The 19,743-nt window shown below is 34.4% G+C and carries 19 protein-coding genes and 1 other RNA gene; 16 read left to right on the top strand and 4 right to left on the bottom strand.

All coding sequences use genetic code 11. The features are described from left to right. From CDOMF_RS07915 to CDOMF_RS07880, 8 genes are all read left to right on the top strand, one after another. Nucleotides 1–2,169, top strand: a complete 2,169-nt coding sequence (locus CDOMF_RS07915) for a heavy metal translocating P-type ATPase (protein ID WP_260951460.1) — start codon at nt 1–3, stop codon at nt 2,167–2,169. 49 nt (nt 2,170–2,218) lie between these two features. Beyond that, the gene (locus CDOMF_RS07910; protein WP_260951459.1) at nt 2,219–2,776 is read left to right on the top strand and encodes a hypothetical protein; all 558 of its coding nucleotides are present in this window, start codon (nt 2,219–2,221) and stop codon (nt 2,774–2,776) included. Then, nucleotides 2,773–3,585 carry a prolipoprotein diacylglyceryl transferase gene (gene lgt, locus CDOMF_RS07905; protein ID WP_260951458.1) on the top strand — a complete coding sequence of 271 codons (813 nt, stop codon included), beginning with the start codon at nt 2,773–2,775 and terminating at the stop codon, nt 3,583–3,585. Before CDOMF_RS07910 ends, lgt begins: the two co-directional genes overlap by 4 nt. A 105-nt stretch (nt 3,586–3,690) precedes the next feature. Next, entirely contained in the window at nt 3,691–4,395 is a 705-nt protein-coding gene (locus tag CDOMF_RS07900) for a fumarate reductase cytochrome b subunit (protein WP_260951457.1), read from the top strand. Nucleotides 4,396–4,411: 16 nt separating this feature from the next. Then, a complete protein-coding gene (locus CDOMF_RS07895) occupies nt 4,412–6,400 on the top strand; it encodes a fumarate reductase flavoprotein subunit (protein ID WP_260951456.1) in 1,989 nt (662 codons plus the stop codon). Then, on the top strand, nt 6,393–7,112 hold the full coding sequence (locus CDOMF_RS07890; RefSeq protein ID WP_170019382.1) for a fumarate reductase iron-sulfur subunit: 720 nt from the start codon (nt 6,393–6,395) through the stop codon (nt 7,110–7,112). Before CDOMF_RS07895 ends, CDOMF_RS07890 begins: the two co-directional genes overlap by 8 nt. 111 nt (nt 7,113–7,223) lie before the next feature. Beyond that, nucleotides 7,224–9,350 (top strand): dynamin family protein, encoded by a 2,127-nt coding sequence (locus tag CDOMF_RS07885; protein ID WP_260951455.1) that lies wholly within the window; start codon nt 7,224–7,226, stop codon nt 9,348–9,350. Further along, nucleotides 9,343–11,187, top strand: coding sequence for a dynamin family protein (locus CDOMF_RS07880; RefSeq protein ID WP_260951454.1), 1,845 nt, complete (start codon nt 9,343–9,345; stop codon nt 11,185–11,187). Before CDOMF_RS07885 ends, CDOMF_RS07880 begins: the two co-directional genes overlap by 8 nt. A gap of 1 nt (nt 11,188) precedes the next feature. On the opposite strand, the gene CDOMF_RS07875 is transcribed toward CDOMF_RS07880, so the two are convergent. Genes CDOMF_RS07875 through panB form a run of 4 tightly spaced genes read right to left on the bottom strand, consistent with a single transcriptional unit; the run spans nt 11,189 to nt 14,914 of the window. Next, entirely contained in the window at nt 11,189–12,235 is a 1,047-nt protein-coding gene (locus CDOMF_RS07875) for an AI-2E family transporter (protein WP_260951453.1), read from the bottom strand. Further along, nucleotides 12,225–13,241, bottom strand: coding sequence for a Holliday junction branch migration DNA helicase RuvB (gene ruvB, locus CDOMF_RS07870; protein ID WP_260951452.1), 1,017 nt, complete (start codon nt 13,239–13,241; stop codon nt 12,225–12,227). Before ruvB ends, CDOMF_RS07875 begins: the two co-directional genes overlap by 11 nt. 9 nt (nt 13,242–13,250) lie before the next feature. Next, nucleotides 13,251–14,090: a tetratricopeptide repeat protein gene (locus tag CDOMF_RS07865; protein ID WP_260951451.1), complete on the bottom strand. Its 840-nt coding sequence runs from the start codon at nt 14,088–14,090 to the stop codon at nt 13,251–13,253. Nucleotides 14,091–14,098: 8 nt separating this feature from the next. Next, complete coding sequence (panB, locus tag CDOMF_RS07860) at nt 14,099–14,914, bottom strand: 3-methyl-2-oxobutanoate hydroxymethyltransferase (RefSeq protein WP_260951450.1); 816 nt, start codon at nt 14,912–14,914, stop codon at nt 14,099–14,101. 84 nt (nt 14,915–14,998) lie between these two features. Here panB and CDOMF_RS07855 point away from each other — a divergent pair, with 84 nt between their 5' ends. The 8 genes from CDOMF_RS07855 to CDOMF_RS07820 all read left to right on the top strand — a co-directional run bounded on the left by CDOMF_RS07855 (nt 14,999) and on the right by CDOMF_RS07820 (nt 19,117). Beyond that, nucleotides 14,999–15,406 carry a phosphorelay protein gene (locus CDOMF_RS07855; RefSeq protein ID WP_169973100.1) on the top strand — a complete coding sequence of 136 codons (408 nt, stop codon included), beginning with the start codon at nt 14,999–15,001 and terminating at the stop codon, nt 15,404–15,406. A gap of 39 nt (nt 15,407–15,445) precedes the next feature. Next, nucleotides 15,446–15,806: a transfer-messenger RNA gene (gene ssrA / locus CDOMF_RS07850) on the top strand. A 212-nt stretch (nt 15,807–16,018) separates the two neighbouring features. After that, nucleotides 16,019–16,645, top strand: coding sequence for an Arm DNA-binding domain-containing protein (locus CDOMF_RS07845; protein WP_260951449.1), 627 nt, complete (start codon nt 16,019–16,021; stop codon nt 16,643–16,645). Further along, nucleotides 16,611–17,270, top strand: a complete 660-nt coding sequence (locus tag CDOMF_RS07840; protein ID WP_260951448.1) for a tyrosine-type recombinase/integrase — start codon at nt 16,611–16,613, stop codon at nt 17,268–17,270. Before CDOMF_RS07845 ends, CDOMF_RS07840 begins: the two co-directional genes overlap by 35 nt. Before the next feature lie 277 nt (nt 17,271–17,547). Then, complete coding sequence (locus CDOMF_RS07835) at nt 17,548–17,775, top strand: helix-turn-helix domain-containing protein (RefSeq protein WP_260951447.1); 228 nt, start codon at nt 17,548–17,550, stop codon at nt 17,773–17,775. Continuing rightward, nucleotides 17,772–18,098, top strand: coding sequence for a hypothetical protein (locus CDOMF_RS07830; protein ID WP_260951446.1), 327 nt, complete (start codon nt 17,772–17,774; stop codon nt 18,096–18,098). The genes CDOMF_RS07835 and CDOMF_RS07830 overlap by 4 nt, the downstream gene beginning before the upstream one ends. Then, complete coding sequence (locus CDOMF_RS07825; protein WP_260951445.1) at nt 18,086–18,622, top strand: hypothetical protein; 537 nt, start codon at nt 18,086–18,088, stop codon at nt 18,620–18,622. The genes CDOMF_RS07830 and CDOMF_RS07825 overlap by 13 nt, the downstream gene beginning before the upstream one ends. A 264-nt stretch (nt 18,623–18,886) precedes the next feature. Beyond that, nucleotides 18,887–19,117, top strand: a complete 231-nt coding sequence (locus CDOMF_RS07820) for a ribbon-helix-helix protein, CopG family (RefSeq protein WP_260951444.1) — start codon at nt 18,887–18,889, stop codon at nt 19,115–19,117. Nucleotides 19,118–19,743: the final 626 nt, after the last annotated feature.

Here is a 19,743-nt window from a genome sequence, read left to right as displayed (position 1 = left end):
ATGCAGAAAAATCTCAAATTAAATATCGCAGGTATGACCTGCGTAAACTGCTCGAATGCTATTGAACGAGCTGTAAAAAAGATGGATGGAGTAGTAGAGGCTAAAGTAAATTTCGCCAATGCTACGGGCGAATTTATAGTGCAAGATGAGAGTATTCGTCCCAAAATAGAAGAAAAGATAAAAAAACTTGGCTATGAAATTGCTAAAGATCTTGGAGAGTTCGAGAAAAAACGAGCCGCTCATATAAAAAATTTGAGGAATAACTTTATCTCAGCCACCATTTTTAGCGCGATAATAATGTGGCTTGAGATGAGCGGAAACATGAGTGAGCCAAAAGCCTTTATAATGCTGTTTTTGGCATTGATCACTCTTGCCGTATGCGGAAAAGATTTCTTTATACACGCTCTTGCGGCACTTAAAAACAGAAATTTCGATATGAATGTGCTGGTTGCACTTGGCACCTCGATGGCATTTTTATATTCGGTATTCGTATTTTTAGCTCCTAACCTTATACCTGAAAATATGCGTCATATGTATGTTTCGGGTTCAGCTATGATAATAACTTTCGTTCTTCTTGGCAAGTATCTTGAGGAGCGCTCTAAGGCTAAGGCCGGCGACTATCTAAAAAGCTTGATGGATATGTCGCCAAAGGTTGCCTTGGTGCTTAAACCAGACGGTCAAGCTGTAGAAACCGAAGTGGCAAATCTTAAAATAGGGGATATAGTAGTCGTAAAAACGGGCTACAATATTCCTTGCGATGGTGTTATTATAAATGGCGGAGCAGAGATAGATACCTCTATGCTTACCGGCGAGAGTCTGCCCGTATATAAAAAGATGGGCGATGAGGTAAATGCAGGCACTGTAAATACCAATGGATATCTTAATATAAAGGTTACTAAACTTTCAAGTCAAACTTTGCTGGCTCAAATTTTAAACTTATTAAGCGATGCTAGTACTAAAAAGATGCCTATTAGTCGCTTTGCCGATAGGGTGGCTAATATATTTGTGCCAACCGTGATAGTTATATCCTTTGTTACTTTCTTGGTTTGGATTGCTTTCACCGGAAATGCTACTCAGGGAGTATTAAGTGCGATTTGTGTGCTTATAATCTCTTGTCCTTGCGCATTAGGGCTTGCTACTCCTATAGCTATTATCTCATCACTTTCGCTTGGTGCTAAAAATGGAATTTTGGTCAAAAATCCCGAAGTCATAGAGATCATTCACACTGCTAAATATGCTATTTTTGATAAGACCGGAACCCTGACTCATGGTAAAATTTCTGTAAATTTTACAGACATAGATGAAGAAAATTTAGCCCCAATCGCAGCCATAGAGGCAAAAAGTTCACATCCAATATCAAAAGCTATTGTAGAGTATGCAGCAAGTCTTGATATTAAAATTTTAGGAAACGAGAGCGGGTTTGAAAATATTGCAGGAAGAGGGGTTAGAAGTCTCGATGAAAATCAGATAATAGTAGGAAATGAGGAGTTTTTAAAAGAATTTAAAGTAGAAATTCCAAATGAGGAGAAGGAAAAAATCTTAAAAGCTCAAAATGATGGAAATGGGGTGGTTTTAGCTTCTATTAAAGGTAAATATGTAGGTTGTATAAGCCTTAGTGATACTTTAAAAGAGAGTGCAAAAGAGGTAATAGATGAGCTAAAATCAAGGGATATAACTCCGGTAATGCTAACAGGAGATAATGTATTTACGGCTAAAAATATCGCTGGTAAGCTTGGGATAGAGCAGGTTTTTGCCGGGGTAATGCCTAATGAAAAATTTGAAATCATACAAAGGCTTCAAAAAGAAGCCAGAGTTATTTTCGTAGGAGATGGCATAAACGATTCTCCGTCTTTAAAGCAAGCCGATGTCGGTATAGCTATGAGTAGCGGAGCTGATATCGCAAAGGACGCCGGCGATATAGTTCTAATTAAAAATGATCTAAAAAGCGTATTGCAGTCTATAAATTTAGCTAAGCATACGATGAAAACGATAAAAGAGAATTTGTTTTGGGCATTTATATATAACCTTATATTTATTCCTGTAGCAGCAGGAGTTTTATATCCTGTATTTGGACTTGTTTTAACTCCTGTTTATGGCGCAGTTGCGATGAGTTTTAGTTCGGTTACTGTAGTTTTAAATTCAATAAGATTAAGATTTAAAAAAATATAAATTTTTAAAAATAGTTGTAAAATGGCTAAAATTTAAAAAAGGCTGAGGTATGAAGATTGGTGAATTTTACTCTGTGGTTTGCAGAATTTTTGCACTAAATTTTGCAAATTGTCCAAGTGAAGAAATTTTTAACGAGATCAAAAAAAATTCAAATTGGGTTATAAAAAACAATAACGAAGCTAACTTAACAGGCTCGAAGCTATATAAAGAGTCGCTTGAGGTGAAAAATTTAGAAGAGATAAAAGAGGATTTTTTAAATTTAAAAAAATATTTTAATGCAGAATTTTTCTTTGAAGGTGACAAAAAAAGGCTTGAGGGTCTTTATAGGGTATGTAAATTTGAGCCAAATTTAAAGCTTAGTGATGTTGATAGTATAACCTCTCAACTCTCATTTTTATCCTCCGTACTGCAACTTAAGGCCGATAAAAAAATAGAAGAAATTTTAGGGGTTTTTTTAAGCTCTTATTTTTTACCTTACTCTAAAAAGCTATACCCCTTACTTCAAAAAGAGGCTAAGACCAAATTTTATCGTTCTATGGGGTATCTTTTCGAGGATTTTAGCGAAGGGATTGAAAAAATATTTAATATAAGAGTTGTTCCTAGATGAGTTGGTGGAACAACATCTATAATAATTTTGATCCGGTAGCCTTTAAAATATTTGGACTTAGCGTTCATTGGTATGGGATTATGTATGTTTTGGCTCTTGTTGTTGCGCTTGGAATAGCCAAATTTATAGTTAAATTTGATAAGATGAGCATATCAGACTCTCTACTTGATAACTACTTTTTCTGGGTTGAAATCGGAGTAATTTTAGGCGCAAGAATCGGTTATATAGTCATTTATGATTCAAATACCTTTTATTATCTAACCCATCCTTGGCAAATTTTTAATCCTTTTCATAACGGAGAATTTATAGGAATTCGAGGTATGAGCTATCATGGTGCGGTTATTGGATTTTTGATAGCGACAATCGCTTTTTGCAGGAAGTATAAACAAAATACACTTGCACTCCTTGATCTTTGCGCTCTTTCTATTCCGCTCGGATATTTTTTCGGTCGTATTGGGAATTTCTTAAATCAAGAGCTTGTCGGTCGTTCTACGGATGTTCCTTGGGGAATTTATGTCGCAGGTATACTTAGACACCCATCTCAAATTTATGAAGCATTGCTAGAAGGCATAATCATTTTTATTATATTATTTTTTTATAGAAAGTTTAAGAAATTCGATGGAGAGCTTATAGCTATGTATGCCATATTTTATACTTTAGCAAGGTTTATATGCGAGTTTTATAGAGAGCCTGACTTTGGAATAGGTTTTGTATTTTTAAATTTTTCAATGGGACAGATATTATCATTTATAATGTTTCTGGGTGGAATTTTTATATTTTTCTTTTTAAAAAAAAATTATACTAAATAATTTAACAAGAATTAAAGTTACAGTGTAGTATTATTACATATAATTTTAGTTTTACCAAAAAAATTTTGCATAAAGCTAAAAATTACAATATATTAAGGAGTGCTCATGAGTGGGCTTATAGAAGGGTTTCTGGGGACACAGGCTGACTGCAAAAAGAGTCGCTGTCCTGCGGTCTGGGACAGGTGGCAAAGTATAACAGGATTTATTCTGGCCTGTTTTATACTATGTCATATGGTATTTACTTCAACCATTTTACTTGGTAAGGATGCATTCAATGCCGTAGTTGGCTTTGCGGAAGCAAAATTTTTGTTTGGCGAAGCTACTTGGTGGATTACAAACGTAATAGCCGCTGTAATTTTTGTTGTCTTTATCGCTCATGCGTTTTTGGCTATGAGAAAATTCCCTGCCAATTTTAGACAATATTTGATGTTTATAGGACACAAAAAACGCATGAAACACCTTGATACTACTCTATGGTGGTTTCAGTTTTTAACAGGATTTGCACTCTTTTTTGCTGCAAGCGGGCACTTAGTTGATATAGTTTTTGGTGGACATATTACTGCTGATAGCTCTGCTGCAAATTTTGCTAGATTGGAAATTTTTTATCTTGCATTGCTTGTATTTATGGTAGTTCACGCAGGTGTAGGAATGTATAGATTGTATGTTAAATGGGTAAGTATTGAAGGAGCTAGCAGACAGGAGATGTTAGCAAAAAGAAATAAGGCCAGAACTATAATTTTTGCTGTTTTTGGCGGGCTCGCTTTAATCGCATTAATTGCCGATTTCGTCTGGATCGGCCTTAGTCATTAATGGATAGGAGCTAGAAATGAATATAAAATATTGTGATGCATTAGTTATCGGCGGAGGACTTGCCGGACTTAGAGCTGCTGTTGCAGCCGGTGAAAAAGGTCTTAGCACTATAGTTTTAAGTCTTATTCCGGTTAAACGTTCTCACTCTGCAGCCGCACAAGGTGGTATGCAAGCAAGCCTTGGAAACTCAAAGATGAGTGAGGGTGACAATGAGGATGTCCACTTTGCGGATACCGTAAAAGGAAGCGACTGGGGATGCGATCAAGATGTTGCTAGAATGTTTTGCCAAACTGCTCCAAAAGCTATTCGTGAGCTTGCCGCTTGGGGTGTACCTTGGACTAGAATTACTAAAGGTGAAAGAAGCGCTATTATCAACGCTCAAAAAACTACTATTGTAGAAAAAGATGAGGTTCATGGATTAATCCATTCTCGTGACTTCGGTGGTACGAAAAAATGGAGAACTTGTTATACAGCTGACGCTACCGGTCACACTATGCTATTTGCCGTGGCAAATGAGGCTTTAAAACACAATGTTGAGATTGAAGATAGAAAAGAGGCTATAGCCTTAATTCATGAGAATAATCGTTGCTACGGAGCCATAGTTAGAGACTTAGTAACTGGTGAAATTATAGCTTATGTTTCAAAAGGCACTTTGATAGCCACAGGCGGATACGGAAGAGTATATAAACATACTACAAACGCTGTTGTTTGTGAAGGTATAGGAGCTGCAATAGCACTTGAAACAGGTGTAGCAAAACTTGGAAATATGGAAGCAGTTCAATTTCACCCAACTCCGATTGTTCCAAGCGGAATCTTGCTAACAGAAGGATGTCGTGGTGACGGTGGAATTTTACGTGACGTGGACGGATATCGCTTTATGCCTGATTATGAGCCTGAGAAAAAAGAGCTTGCTAGCCGTGACGTCGTAAGTCGCCGTATTATGGAGCATATTCGTGCAGGAAAAGGCGTAAAGAGTCCTTATGGAGAGCACGTATGGCTAGATATTAGTATACTTGGACGCGAACATATAGAAAAAAACCTACGTGATGTTCAAGAAATTTGCCAAATTTTCAACGGAATAGATCCTGCTGACGAGGGTCCAAAAGGTTGGGCGCCAATTCTTCCTATGCAGCACTACTCAATGGGTGGAATTAAGACAAATCCTAGAGGTGAGAGCCCTACTTTGGCTGGATTATTTAGTGCAGGAGAGGCTGCTTGTTGGGATATGCACGGATTTAACCGTCTTGGTGGAAACTCCGTATCAGAGACAGTTGTGGCAGGTATGATTGTGGGTGATTATTTTGCAGATTATTGTGCGACTCACGATATAGAGATTAGAACTGAAAATATCTACAAATTTGTTCAAGGTCAGATAGATTATATGAATAGCCTTCTTAAAAAAGAGGGTAAATTTAACGTATTTGAGATAAAAAACAGAATGAAAGATGTTATGTGGGAACACGTAGCTATATTTAGAACGGGCGAGGGGCTTGAAAAGGCCGTAAAAGAGCTTGAGGAGCTTTATAAGCAATCTCTTGACGTTAAAGTAGCTAATAAAAATCTATTTGGAAATCCTGAACTAGAAGAAGCTTACAGAGTACCAAAAATGCTAAAACTATCGCTTTGTATAGCTTATGGTGCGCTTCTTAGAACAGAGAGCCGTGGCGCTCACTATAGAGAAGATTATACAAAAAGAGATGACTTAAATTGGCTAAATAGAACTATAACAAGCTGGAAAGAGGGCGATACAATGCCTACTGTAGAGTATGAACCACTTGATATTATGAAGATGGAGATTCCGCCAGCCTTTAGAGGATATGGAGCTAAAGGAAATATTATAGAGCACCCTGACAGTGCTATCCGCCAAGCACAAGTTGATGAGATCCGTGCCAAAATGGAAGCGGAGGGTAAGGGTAGATACGAAATTCAAAATGCGCTTATGCCTTACGAGTTACAACCAAAATATAAAGCGCCAAATGAAAGAGCAGGTATAGGATATGAGTAGAAAAATTACAATTAGAGCATTTAAATATAATCCGTTAAGCAAAATTTCAAAACCACATTTTGCTTCGTATGAGCTGGAGGAAACTCCGGGTATGTCGCTATTTATAGCGTTAAATGTTATTAGAGAGAAATTTGATCCGGATCTTAGTTTTGACTTCGTATGCAGAGCGGGAATTTGCGGAAGTTGTGGAATGCTGGTAAACGGTACGCCAAAGCTTGCTTGTAGAACGCTCACAAAAGATTATGAAAGCGGTGTAATAGAGCTTATGCCGCTTCCTGTATTTAAGCTACTAAAAGATCTAAGCGTGGATACAGGCAATTGGATGAATGCAATGAGTAAGCGCGTAGAAAGCTGGATACACACAGATCATGAGACTGATATAAGTAAGCTTGAAGAGAAGGTCGAGCCTGAAGTGGCACAAGAGGTTTTTGAGCTTGATAGATGTATAGAGTGCGGAATCTGCGTAGCGGCTTGCGGAACAGCTATAATGAGACCTGATTTTATCGGTGCTGTTGGACTTAACCGTGTAGCAAGATTTAAAATAGATGCACTTGATAAAAGAACAGACGAAGACTTCTATGAGCTTGTGGGTGATGATGACGGAGTATTTGGATGTATGACTCTTCTAGGGTGTGAAGACAACTGTCCAAAACACCTTCCGCTTCAAAGCAAAATCGCATATATGCGTCGCAAACTAGCTACAGTAAAATAATTTTAAGAGAGCCTCTTGGCTCTCTTGTATTTACAATACTATTTATTTCTCTACCATTAAGTGAAAATATACTAAAATCTTATATTGATAATCTTTGTTAAAGAGCTATGTATGGATAAATTTTTAAGTGAAATTTGGGGTAGTGATAAGTTGTTTTTGGATATGAAAAAACTTCTTATCGGCGATGAGAGATTACTAGCCGTTTTGATGGCTACTAATCAGAAAAATTATGATAGATTTATTGCCATTTACGACTTTAGGGATATTTTACATGCATTAAATTTGAAAGCTAACATATACAGCGTCCAAAGCGCTCAAGTTGGGATAATAAATGCTCTTTTAAACTCAAAAATTTCAAAAAATAGACTATTAGATACCCTTAAAAGACTTCAAAATGAAGCTATTATAACTGCTTTAGAGCTAGAAAATTTAGAAAATTTTATAAATTCCATATCTGCTGACTCTGGTACTGAAAACCAAAACAAAAATAATGAACAAAAAGATTTTTTTCATACTAAGATGGACAATTTAGATTTTATTTACGAGAAACTTTTATCTCTTTGCAATGGAAGATATTATGAAGATAGATTAAAAAAAGCAAAACAAAAAAATAGCGAACTTGTATTTAATGTAGTTGTAACCGGAGTTGTAAATGCAGGCAAATCCACTCTGCTAAACGCTATTTTGGGAACTAAAGTTTTAGGTACTTCAAATGTGCCGGAAACTGTAAATTTAACTATTCTAAAGCATTCTGATAGCTCTTTTGCGAGAGTAAAATTTTGGAATGAAAGTGAGTTAAGAGAGCTTGATTTAGACATAAATGATGGTATAAAGCGTTTTGTAGGCAAAGAGATTGAAATAAAAACCGAGGAATTAAAAGGCTATACTACCGCTCAAAATGAAATTTCAAAGGCTGTTAAAATTGTAGAGCTATATGAAAATTTAGAGCTCTTAAGAGATGGGATATGTATAGTCGACACTCCAGGCATAGATGATGTCGTGTTTTTGCGTGAAGAGATTGCGCGAAGATATATGAATGAGTGCGATTTGATGGTGCATTTAATGAATGTAAGTCAAAGTGCTACGCAAAAAGATGTAGAGTTTTTGATAAATTCGCTTAAAAGCTCTAATATAGTTAGGCTTGTAGTAGTTCTTACACATGCTGATTTGTTGCAGGTTCAGGATTTGAGCGAAGTAATAAACTACACTAAAAAAAGTCTAGAAAAAGAGCTTAAAACAAACGGGCTTGATAAAATTTCAAGCGAGATTAATTTCTTTACAATTAGTGCCAAGAAGTTTTTTGAAGGTGATGAAGATAGCGGAGTGGATAGCTTTAAAGAGTATCTTTATGAGATATTTTTTGGACAGCATAGCGAGAAATCAAGGCTTGTATTGGAAGCATACAAAAAAGAGCTTATCTCTGTTGCAAGTGAGTTTTTAGAAGAGACTAAAGAGAGTTTGATTCATTTAACTGGTTCAAATTTGGAGCTAAGTCAAAATCTAAAAAGCCTAAAAGAGAGAAAAGACGCCCTTACCGAAGAGTTTAAGGCTATAGAAGATATGGTTATTAGTGAATTTGAGAAGATTGATATAAATAGCCTTGATGCCGATTTTTTAATGAGCTTAAGATTAGTTGGCACAACTCTTAAGGATAGAATTTTAAATGAAGTTGATTTTGCTAAAAGGCGTAAAGAAAATATAGATGAGGATAGAATAAAATACATCATTCAAACATCTCTAAACGACGGTCTTTTGGCTACAGCTAGAATAAAACGAAATGAAATTTTAAGACGCATAAAATCTTGCGCCACAAATATTAGTTTAAAATTTGCAGATTTTAAGATTGATGTAGACGAAAAAGTGTTTAATATCGGAGATTATCTAAGCGCACAAGGTGTTAGTTTTGGATATATGGACGTAGCGCAAAAAATTTGTAAATTTTTAAATTCAAAAGAGTTGGAAAATAGCATAAATACAAGTTTGGAAGAGTTTTTAAAAGATGAAAAGATTGCCAATTTTGTATTTAATTTAATTAAGTTTGAAAAAGATGAGTTTGAAAAGAAGCTTAACGCAAAAATGCGGCACAGACGCATAGTGTTTGAAGAGGATGAAAATAGGCTTGCAAAAGAGAGTGAAATTTTAAGCAAAACAGGCGGCGAAATAGCTGAAAATTTAATTCATTTTGAAAAATTAAGAGATGGTTTGAGCTCTATTTTAGAGGAGTTAAAAGATGCTTGAAAAATTTATATCCTCTTACAAGATGACATATTTTAAAATTTTCGGAGATGATTTTTACGGGCGATTTAAGGCTTATGAAAATGCACTTTTAGAGCCTAAATTTCACCCTAGTAGCGAATTAAAAGATGAGCTTAGAAAGCTTGATCTATTTTTAAGCGAGCCTGTTCAGATCGCTATTGTAGGGCAGTTTTCAAGTGGTAAATCGACCTTTTTAAATGCTCTTTTGGGCTTTGATATTTTGCCTACAGGAGTTACACCGGTAACTGCGAGGCTCACGCGCATAAAATATGGCGAAAATTTTTCTTTAAGAGTGGATTATAAAAATGGCAAAGAGCTTAGTCTAAATGTGAATGAAATAGCTAAATTCGTCGATCAGCGTGTTTATAGCGATGAAGTTAAGGAGCTTTGTATATATGCGCCAAATCCTATTTTAAAACTTGTAAATTTTATCGATACTCCTGGACTTAATTCGCTATCAAGCTCGGATACTAACATAACCAAAGAGGTTTTGGATTCCGTTTCAAGCGTTATTTGGCTAAGCCTTATAGAAAATGCCGCTCGTGCAAGTGAATTAAATGATCTTCAAGAGTTCTTGCAAAATACCGGTAAAACAGCTATTTGTGTATTAAATCAAAAGGATAAGCTAGGCGAGATTGAGCTTGAAAATGTATTATCGCATGCGAAAATAACATTTGATGGAATTTTTGAAGAGATTATTGCTATTTCTGCTAAGCAGGCTAATTTGGCTAGAAAAAATCAAGATGAAAATTTAATGCTTGTTTCAAATTTTAAAAGTGTTTTAGATGCTATAGATAGACACTTTACGAGCGAAAAAATAAAAAAGAAATTTGTGTTAAAAAAATGCGAGAGTATTTTGGCTCAAAGTATAAATCAGCATGAGTATTTTTGTGAAATTTACGAAAAGGCTAAAGAGGTTGTAACTAAATTTGATTTTGAACTTGATGCAAAATTAGAGCGAATTAAAAATAAATTTAAACCAAAAACAGAGACAGCCTTTAATGAAATAAAGGAAATTTCAAAGTTTATTAGTGATGAAATTTTAAGTAGTTTAAAGCCTAAAAAAAAGTATAAATTTATATCCAAAAAATCGCTTTTAAAGGGTGATATTTACGAAAGACAAGAGTATGAGATGATGAGCTTTGATAGCGATGAGATTTTTTCAAAGCTTATTTATAATGATGTAAAGCTTAGTAAATTTTTTAGAATTTATAGGCGAAATTTATCTATGCTTGAGGATGAGCTTAAGGCTGAGATCGATGAAATTTATAAAAATTTAGAGCGTGAATTTCTGATTTATAAATCCGAGTTTGAAAATATAATTAAAGAGATTTCTATACACTCTGATACTGAGTTTGCCACGATTAGAACTTATGCGGGGCAAATTTATAGATTGATATTAAGAGATTTTGAAACGGTTAAATTTAACAAGCTTCAAAAGCTCTCTTTGTTTTTTGAAAAGCTAAATTTAAAAGTAGTTGCAAACTATGAAAATGCTATAAAAATTGCTGTGCATTTTATAAAAGATAAGATCGAAAACTCCGCCATTGCTTACGAAAAAGATCCGCTGCATTTTGCGCTATTTATCCCAACTAGTGTAGAGACTTTTGATAGGGTTTTGATATCTCTTAATTTATATGAATTTGAAAATGAGATGCTATCAAATAGCTCCTTTTTAAACAAAATTATAAATGAGCTTAGAATGGAATTTGGCGAGATAAAAGAGGCTAAAATAGAGCAGCTAAATAGCCTCTCAAATAAACATAAAGCCCTAAAGAGCGAGCTTGAAAATCTTAGTTTATCTTTTGATTGTGACTAATTTAGACAAAGGATCTCTCTTTAAGTAAGACATAAAGCTTAATTGTGGAGAGAAAGAATGTCACAATCGCTGGGCCAAGTATTATGCCCCAAAAACCAAATGTTGTGATGCCTGCTATCATCGCGAAAAATATAAGAAGCTCGTTGATTTTAGTTGGAATCTCAACTAGTCTATCATTTATAAATTTAATTATTAATGGTTTTAAAAAAGTATCTGCCACTATTGATATCATAATTATAGTATAAAGCGCTATTGTTATCGCTCCTACCGTATTTCCGTTAGCAAATTCATATAGGCTGATAGGCCCCCATGCAAGTAGCCCGCCGACTACTGGAATTAAAGATGAAAAACCAAATACAATGCCTGTTAAAAAGCCGTTGTATCCAAATATCATCGTTATAATGGCAAATAAAAATCCTTGCAAGATCATATTGGCTATTATCGAAAAGAACACGACGCTCATTACATTTGCTACTTCGCTAAGTATGAATTGAGTATCCTCTTTTTGCATAGGAAGAGCCTCTTTTAGATAACTTACAAGCTCGTTTCCGTAAACGAAAGAGAAAAATACAAAAACCACGATTATGACCATATCGGTTAAGAATTTAGCGCTTAATTTACCAATATTTGCCAAATTTGAAATAATTTTGGTCGAGATCGCTTTTATATCTATATTCGCAATCAGCTCTTTAAATTTAGGTTCTAAAAAATCTATGCTTGCCGGAAGTGCGAAATCATAGTTTTTGATGTAATCAATAGTGTTTGTAATGTTATTCATATTAAATCCGGCCGCTTGTCTTGTAAGCTCTATCACGGCGTAGATAAAAGGAGCTATAAAGAGTAAAAACAAAACTGCCGTAGTAAGTGCTGCGGATAGTGTTTTGCGATTTTTGGTAAGTTCTAAAAATTTAACGTTTATATTAGACGTAGCAACCGCTAGCAGAGCGGCTATAAAAATATTTAGCAAAAATGGCTTAAATAGGTAAATAACTAAAGAAATTGCGAAAAATACGAAAATTCCGAAGAAAATTCTACTATTATTGACCATCAAAAAGCCCTTTGTCTTCTTTAAATTTTAGCTTGAACGTCTCGTAGCACTTGCCGCTTGCGATACGTCCTTTTGCCGTACGCTCGATAAAGCCGTTTGCAAGCAAATAAGGCTCTATAACGTCTTCTATCGTGCCTTCGTCCTCGCTAAGTGCGGCGGCAATTGTGTTTAGCCCCAAAGGCTTGCGTTTGGCGTCAAGCAAAATTTCAAGATATTTTATATCCATCTCATCAAAGCCTATTTCGTTTACTCCAAGTGCGTCAAGCGCCTCTTTGGCGCGTTTTTGCGAGATGATGAGTTCATCGTTTACTTCGGCAAAGTCACGAATTCGTTTTAGCAGTCTAAGCGCGATTCTAGGGGTTGCTCTGGCGCGTCTTGCGATCTCAAGCGCGGCTAGCTTTTCACACTCTTTACCAAGCTTGACGGATGCTATTTGAACGATTTTGGCGAGCTCTTCGTGGCTGTAAAACTGAAGTCTAAAGTCCATCCCGAAGCGATCTCTAAGCGGAGCTGAGATCATACCCGCTCTTGTTGTAGCGCCTATTAGCGTAAATTTAGGTAGATCGATTTTTATCGTTTGCGCCGCAGGACCCGAGCCTATGATGATATCAAGCCTAAAGTCCTCCATCGCAGGATAAAGCACCTCTTCGATAGCCGAGCTTAAGCGGTGAATTTCATCGATAAATAGCACGTCTCCTTCTTGCAAATTTGTAAGCACAGCAGCAAGATCGCCACTCTTTTCGATCATCGGTGCCGCGGTCATTTTTATGCTTACGCCCATCTCGTTTGAGATGATGTGCGCAAGAGTGGTTTTACCAAGCCCCGGAGGTCCGTAAAAAAGCACGTGATCAAGGCACTCTCTGCGCTTTTTAGCAGCCTTTATGAAGACGTCTAAATTCTGCTTTATCTTTTCTTGTCCGATATAGTCTTCAAATTTTGCAGGGCGAAGCGATGTTTCAAACTCGCTTTCAAAGCTTACTTTTTCTATTTCTACGATTCTATCCATTAAATTTACCTAAAATTTCTCCAATAGCTTTTGCAGTATTTCGCATCTTTGCTTGTCGCCCATCTTGCAAGAAGCAGCTATAGACTCATACTCCTCGTATTTTTTTTCGTCTATTTTTCCATTTTCAAATTTGATTCCGAGTGCATTGCATCCATTTTCATTGCCCATATGGCAAGCTGTTGCGTATGAATCGTAGGCATTATAGACGTTTTTATCTGTTCCGTAGCCATTTTCATACATTATGCCTAGAGCATTACATCCAAGAGCATTTTTCATATAGCATGAGCGATCAAAAAATTTAAAGGCGTTTTTATAATTTTTTTCGGTAGATACTCCTTCGTATATCATAGATGCTATATTAAAGCATGCAGTTCCATTGTATAGTTCGCAAGCTTTATAATAAAGATCAAATGCTTTGCGGTGATCTTTTTCAGTACCCTCACCATTGTAATACATAACGCCCAAATTTGTGCAGGCATTATCCTCTTTTAGCTCGCAAGCCTTTGAGTAAAGTTCAAAAACTCTTTTTGTATTTTTGTTTACAATCTCGCCTTTTTTATATATAAGGGCTAGATCAAAGCATCCTGTCCCATTTTTTAGCTCACAAGCTTTGTTAAAAAACTCGTATGCCATTTTTTTATCTTGCTCGATGCCAAGCCCTTTATAATACATATCTCCCAAAACAGCACATCCGTATCCATCGCCTTTATCGCAAATTTTTGTCACTATTTCCTTGACTTTTTTGTAATCTTTTTTTTCAAATGCATCTCTAGCCTGCGATATTTCACTCTGTATAGCAAAAATTTGACTTGTAAAAATTAAAAATAATATTAAAATTTTAAATTTCATTATCTATCCTAAATTTTGTATTTGTATTCTTCGCTTGGAAAAGCTCTATTTTTTACTTCTTCCGCGTATCTTTGCACCGCTTCACGAACTAAATTTGAGCCATCGATATAATGTTTTGCAAATTTTGGTTTAAACTCTTCAAAGAATCCTAACATATCTGACCAGACTAAAATTTGCCCGTCCACCTTAACTCCTGAACCTATGCCTATAACCGGTATTTTAACACTCTTAGCCACTTTTTCTGCTACGCTTTCTATTACTCCTTCAATAACTATAGAAAATGCGCCAGCCTCTTCTATAGCTATTGCCTCTTCAATAAGCCTATTTTCATCATCTTGTGCGCGACCTTTTACTTTGTATCCACCCTCTAATCTTACCTGTTGGGGCATAAGCCCTATATGACCCATCACACTTATTCCCTCCTCGCAAAGCCTTTTTATGATTTTTGTTACTCTTAGTCCACCCTCTAGCTTAATAGCCTCGGCATTGGTTTGTTTGAAAAATTTCGAAGCATTTTTAATTGCTGTTTTTTCATTTATGTAGCTTGCAAAAGGCATGTCTGCGACTTTAAAAGCGTGTTTTGAGCCAGCACAAACGGCTTTTGTATGATATAGCATAATCTCCATTGAGGAGCTTAATGTATCTTTTTTGCCATTGAAGCTCAAGTTAAGACTATCTCCTATTAAAATAATATCAACGTAATCATCAAAAAGCCTAGCAAAAAGTGCATCATAAGCTGTAATCGCAACTATGGGAACTATAGGTTGGATTAGTTTTTTGTTTTTGATGTCGGTTATTGTAATTTTTTTTTCTTTTAAAAGCATTTCTATATCACTTTTTATTTAGTTAAATTTTCTAATTTTATCAAAAAAATGCTACAATCACTCTGAATATTTAAGGATATAAAAATGGGGATATTGAAAAATCTTGAAATTGACTACTCTTATGATATTGTTGAAGAATTTTTAACGCACTATTCTATGATGTGTGAGCTTATGGAACCTCTCATAATTGATCTTGCTAGGGAGGATAGATACAAGAGTAGTATAGAGGAGTTATTTAGAATTTTTCACAATATTAAATCGGCTACATCATTTATGAAGATTGATCCTATATTAAAACTTACTACTCTTAGTGAAGAAATTTGCTCTGAAGCAAGGGATCTAAGAGGGCCTGCAAATGATGAATTTGTGGATTGGCTATTAGTGGTAAGTGATCAATTTAGCAAATATCGTGAAGATATAGAGGTTGATGCTGAATTTTTTAGTGTTTTAAATCCTATGATTGTGAAAATTCCTTCAAGACTCGATATTTGACAAAAAGATTAAAATAAACTACAATACGTAACTTTTTATGGGAGCGACTTGGCTTCGACAGGAGCAGAGCGCACATGGTGGCACGTCGCTTTGAGCAAAGCGTAAAAAGCTCAAGCTAAAATTAAACGCAAATAACGTTAAATTCGCTCCTGCTTACGCTAAAGCTGCGTAAGTCCAGTTGAGCCTTGCTTGTTTTTGATACTATCTAAAAAATATAGCGAGTAACCCTAGATAGAGTAGGTTTGTGGTCTGACGAACTATAAGCTGAAATTTTGTCTTAGTCTAGCTTTTGGTTTTGGAAAGTGAGCTTTGCTAGATGAATTTTTCACTTTTGCTAAGCGTGTAGAGGTCGTGGGTGGTTTGTTTTTGGACAGGGGTTCGATCCCCCTCGCTTCCACCATTTAAACTTTCTTTAAGTTTCAATCCCTTCTTTTTAATTCTGTTAAATGCCTTACTTAAGGGCTTTACAGCATTTTTGATTTCCAATTAGTTGCTTTGATTACCCTTTGTGCTATAATTGTTTCTGATTAATTTAGGGACTAATTAAGGGACTTTTTTAATTCTGGGACTTTTGTAAAAAACATAAGAAAACATGAAAACGAAAGGAATTAAATGGCAAACATCTCTAAGGCAAATCTTCAAGATAAAGATATTAGAAAACTGCAACCTCCAAAATCTAAAAAGAAAATAGCTGTAGGAAATCCCAAAGAGTTATATTTGTGGCTTAATCCAAGCGGTAAGAAAACATTCTTTATAAGAACAAAGGATGATAAGTCGCTTACAATAGGTGAGTTTAGAGAAGGTATTTATAGTGTAAGCGAAGCAAGGATAGACGCCGTAAAACTACTAAAAGAGCTTGAAAGCGGTAAGGATATAGATACCATTAAAGGCAAGAATGATAAGTATAAATTTAAAAGTCTATTTAATATATACATAGAGCAAAAACAGAAAAACGGTATTAGCCAGACTTATCTAAAAAAGATTATTCAGATGAACAATCTTTATATACTTCCTAAATTTGGCGAGAGAGATGTAAAAAATATAAAGTATAGCGAACTTTTAGAGGTCTTTAATGCCATTTTTAACCCTAGTAATCCTAAAACAAGTCGTCTTGAGACAATACACCGCCTTATAAACCACTTGCATAATGTTTTTTCAATGGCTATCAAAGATAGATATATAGATCATGATCCAAGCTTTAGACTTGAAAAAGAATTTCCTACAATCAAGTCGTTTTAATTTAAAAAATCAAATAGATACAAGATATGCCGCGCTAACTACTGATGATGGGATAAGAGAGTTTTTAAAAGACTTAAAATTAGATAATAAAATGCAGCTTCAAACTAAGCGTGCCATCTATCTTCAAATTTTATGTGTCAACCGTCCGATTAATACAGCTCAAGCAAAATGGGCTGATATTGATATGCAAAACGCAGTATGGACTATACAAGCAAACGAGATGAAGACAGGATTTATGCATAAAGTCGCACTAAGCAAGCAAGTAGTTGCTATTCTAAAAGAACAGCAACTTTTTAGCGGAGATATGAAATTTGTATTTCCAAGCCTAAATAAGGATGGTCATATCCATAGAGACGCAATCAGTAAGGCAATAAGAAATATGGGAGAAAAAGATAAATATAAATGTGTTGCTACCTCTCACGGCTTTAGGGCTACTTTTAGGACTATTTGCTCTGTAAATAAAGCAGAACTTTATAAATTAGGAATAACAGAGGAAGCTATAGAGAGTGTTTTAGCCCATAAAGAATTTAATCAGATTAAATATGCATATGAGAGAGAAAAAGCAACAATGGATCAAAAACATAAGCTAATGCAGTGGTACAGCGATTATTTGTTTAGTTTATAGCACCTTAAGCAAAAATTAAATTATCAATAAAATTATATAAATTTTAATAGTAAAGCCGAATTTTAAGGCTTTACTATACAAAAATACTTTCTTAAATTATAACTCAAATATTACTAATTTTTTAAAAAAATCTAATTATAATACAATCTTTTTAATTAAAAAATACTTAAATAATATTATATGTAACTAAATATATTCAATATGTTACATTTTGATTCAGGTTTTTAGGAAATAAAAATAATATACTTCTATCAAAAATCATTTAAAAGGAATTTTTATGACTTTAAAAGAAATTTATGCAAAAGATAACGAGGTAGCAGAGATGATAGGCGTAAGTAAGAATACTCTAGCTAAATGGAGAATGTTTAAAAGCAATGGGCCGAAGTTGGCTTTTGTCAAAATCGGTCGTAATATACTATATAAACGTGACTCAATAAAACAATGGCTGGAAGATAATGAAAGAATTGATACAAAGAATTTAAAACTGATAAAGGATTCTAAATGAAAAAATACAGTAAAGAACAACTTGAGAGAGAGCTTGAAGATTTTTTGTCTTTAGGCGCTAAGCATATTATCAAACAAAAATACTCGGAAATATTCTTTTCTAGACCTATGAGCCTTAAAAAACTCAAGGAGTTCATAGAGAGCAAGCTATCTTTGAAAGTATCAGAAAAAGAGTTAAAAGCATGGAAAGAGGAGTACGAAACAAATCGGTCAAAAAATCAAAATCAAAACATAGACAATCAGAATAGTAATACACAAAAACAACAGATATTAATAAATGATGATAGCACTAATCAAGAGGAGGTTGATTCATGGCAATCATAATGAATCAATCCTCAACCAAAGAGGCGGCAACTGCAAATTTTGCTCTAGAAAAATCTGTCCTTGAAGCTCAAAAAGCTAAAGAAGAAATCTTAAAAACAATCAATAAGATGGACCAAAAAGCAAGCAACATCACAAAAGAGATCGAAATAAAAACAAATGCTTCTGTTAAAAATATAATGGTGGCTAAAGACGAAATCGTAAAGGCTCAAAATTCATTCAATAAAACAAGCCAAGCAATAAAAAATACAATGCCCATATCAACTATCGTTGCAGGAGTTTTTGGTGGATTGGTTCTAGTATTAATGTTATCATCTTTTTGGATAGTGCCTATAGCGTACAAAAGTTTAACTTACAGCTCTCAGATTCAGGAACAAGAAGAGCAGATTAGCAATCTTATAATATATTTGAAGGCAGAAAAAGAAGATATTTTTAATATTGAACAATTTGTCATATATCTATTTGATAACGATATTGGTAGAGCCAAAGCTGAATATAAAAAATGGCTTAGCAAAAATGAAAAATAATCTATCAATTCTTGCATATAGGATAAATAGCCTGATACATATATGTGGGTACATCCGTCCTCCACATATATTCAGGCTCTTGCAGAGGGCTATTACAAAAAATAAGTCAAGTTTGCAGACTTGCTAACTATTTTTTGTAATTCATATGTGTTGTTTTATCCGCCTATGCTCGCGCATAAATGGATAAAACTTACCGGCTTGTCCATTTCTACGCTAACGCTACGAAACGGAACCTAAGCCTTAGTATATTTTTTTGGATATTATATGTTGAATAGTTTTACAAAAGACAGAGAAATTAAAATCAGAATTTCAAAACAATTCGATGAAATTTTAGCTGTAAAATGTAATAAATCAGGACCTACAAAGTCTGAGTTTATTCGTCAAAGCGTTATGAACTCAGACGTAAAAGTGATCCAAAGATCATCAAATCATGTATTGGATGACGAGACTAGATTTCTTTTTTTCGGAATAGCTAACATTTGTTATTTCATCTAAGACTTTTATATTGTTCTTTACCATAATTTCTTTTATATATCTTAGCATAATCGTTAAGTCATCAAGAACTTTAAAATCTTTTAATATATCATTACTCTTTAGTATTTTTTCGTTTAAATTAGAATAGTTGTCAAAGAGTTGAAAGCTTTTATTCTCAAAATATCTCAATTTTAAAAGCCTATTTCTTTTTATAAAGTTATCATTTGAGTTATTTCTAAAAAGATTACACATCTTTAAAAGTCTTTTTTGTAATGATTTTAATTCATCATATAGTTCATCTCTCGCTATATAGAAAGTAATAATTTTATTTTAATTATTCTTTGCGATTTCATCTTTGAGTGTTTTATCAATAGAGTTGAAAGAATTATTGTTGATATAGTTCTCTAGCTGGTATTTACTTTTTACTGTTTGAAAAAATCTATTTTTATTAAAATACACAACAAGAAAGTATCCGATTGCTAAAACTATAACTCCATACAAAACATAAATATACATTACTTTCCTTTCTTTATATAACTTATAATGGAAATTTAACATATTAATATGACAGGTTGTGGCATAAATTCACTTTATACATTATTATACTATGAATTTGGGAGACTGTTTTATGATTAAATGTTGCTGAA

It is taken from the genome of Campylobacter sp. RM16187 (genome assembly GCF_025319965.1).
Classification (GTDB): Bacteria; Campylobacterota; Campylobacteria; order Campylobacterales; family Campylobacteraceae; genus Campylobacter_A.
Note: the sequence above shows the minus strand (reverse complement) of the source record. Positions and strands in the feature narration are given on the sequence as shown.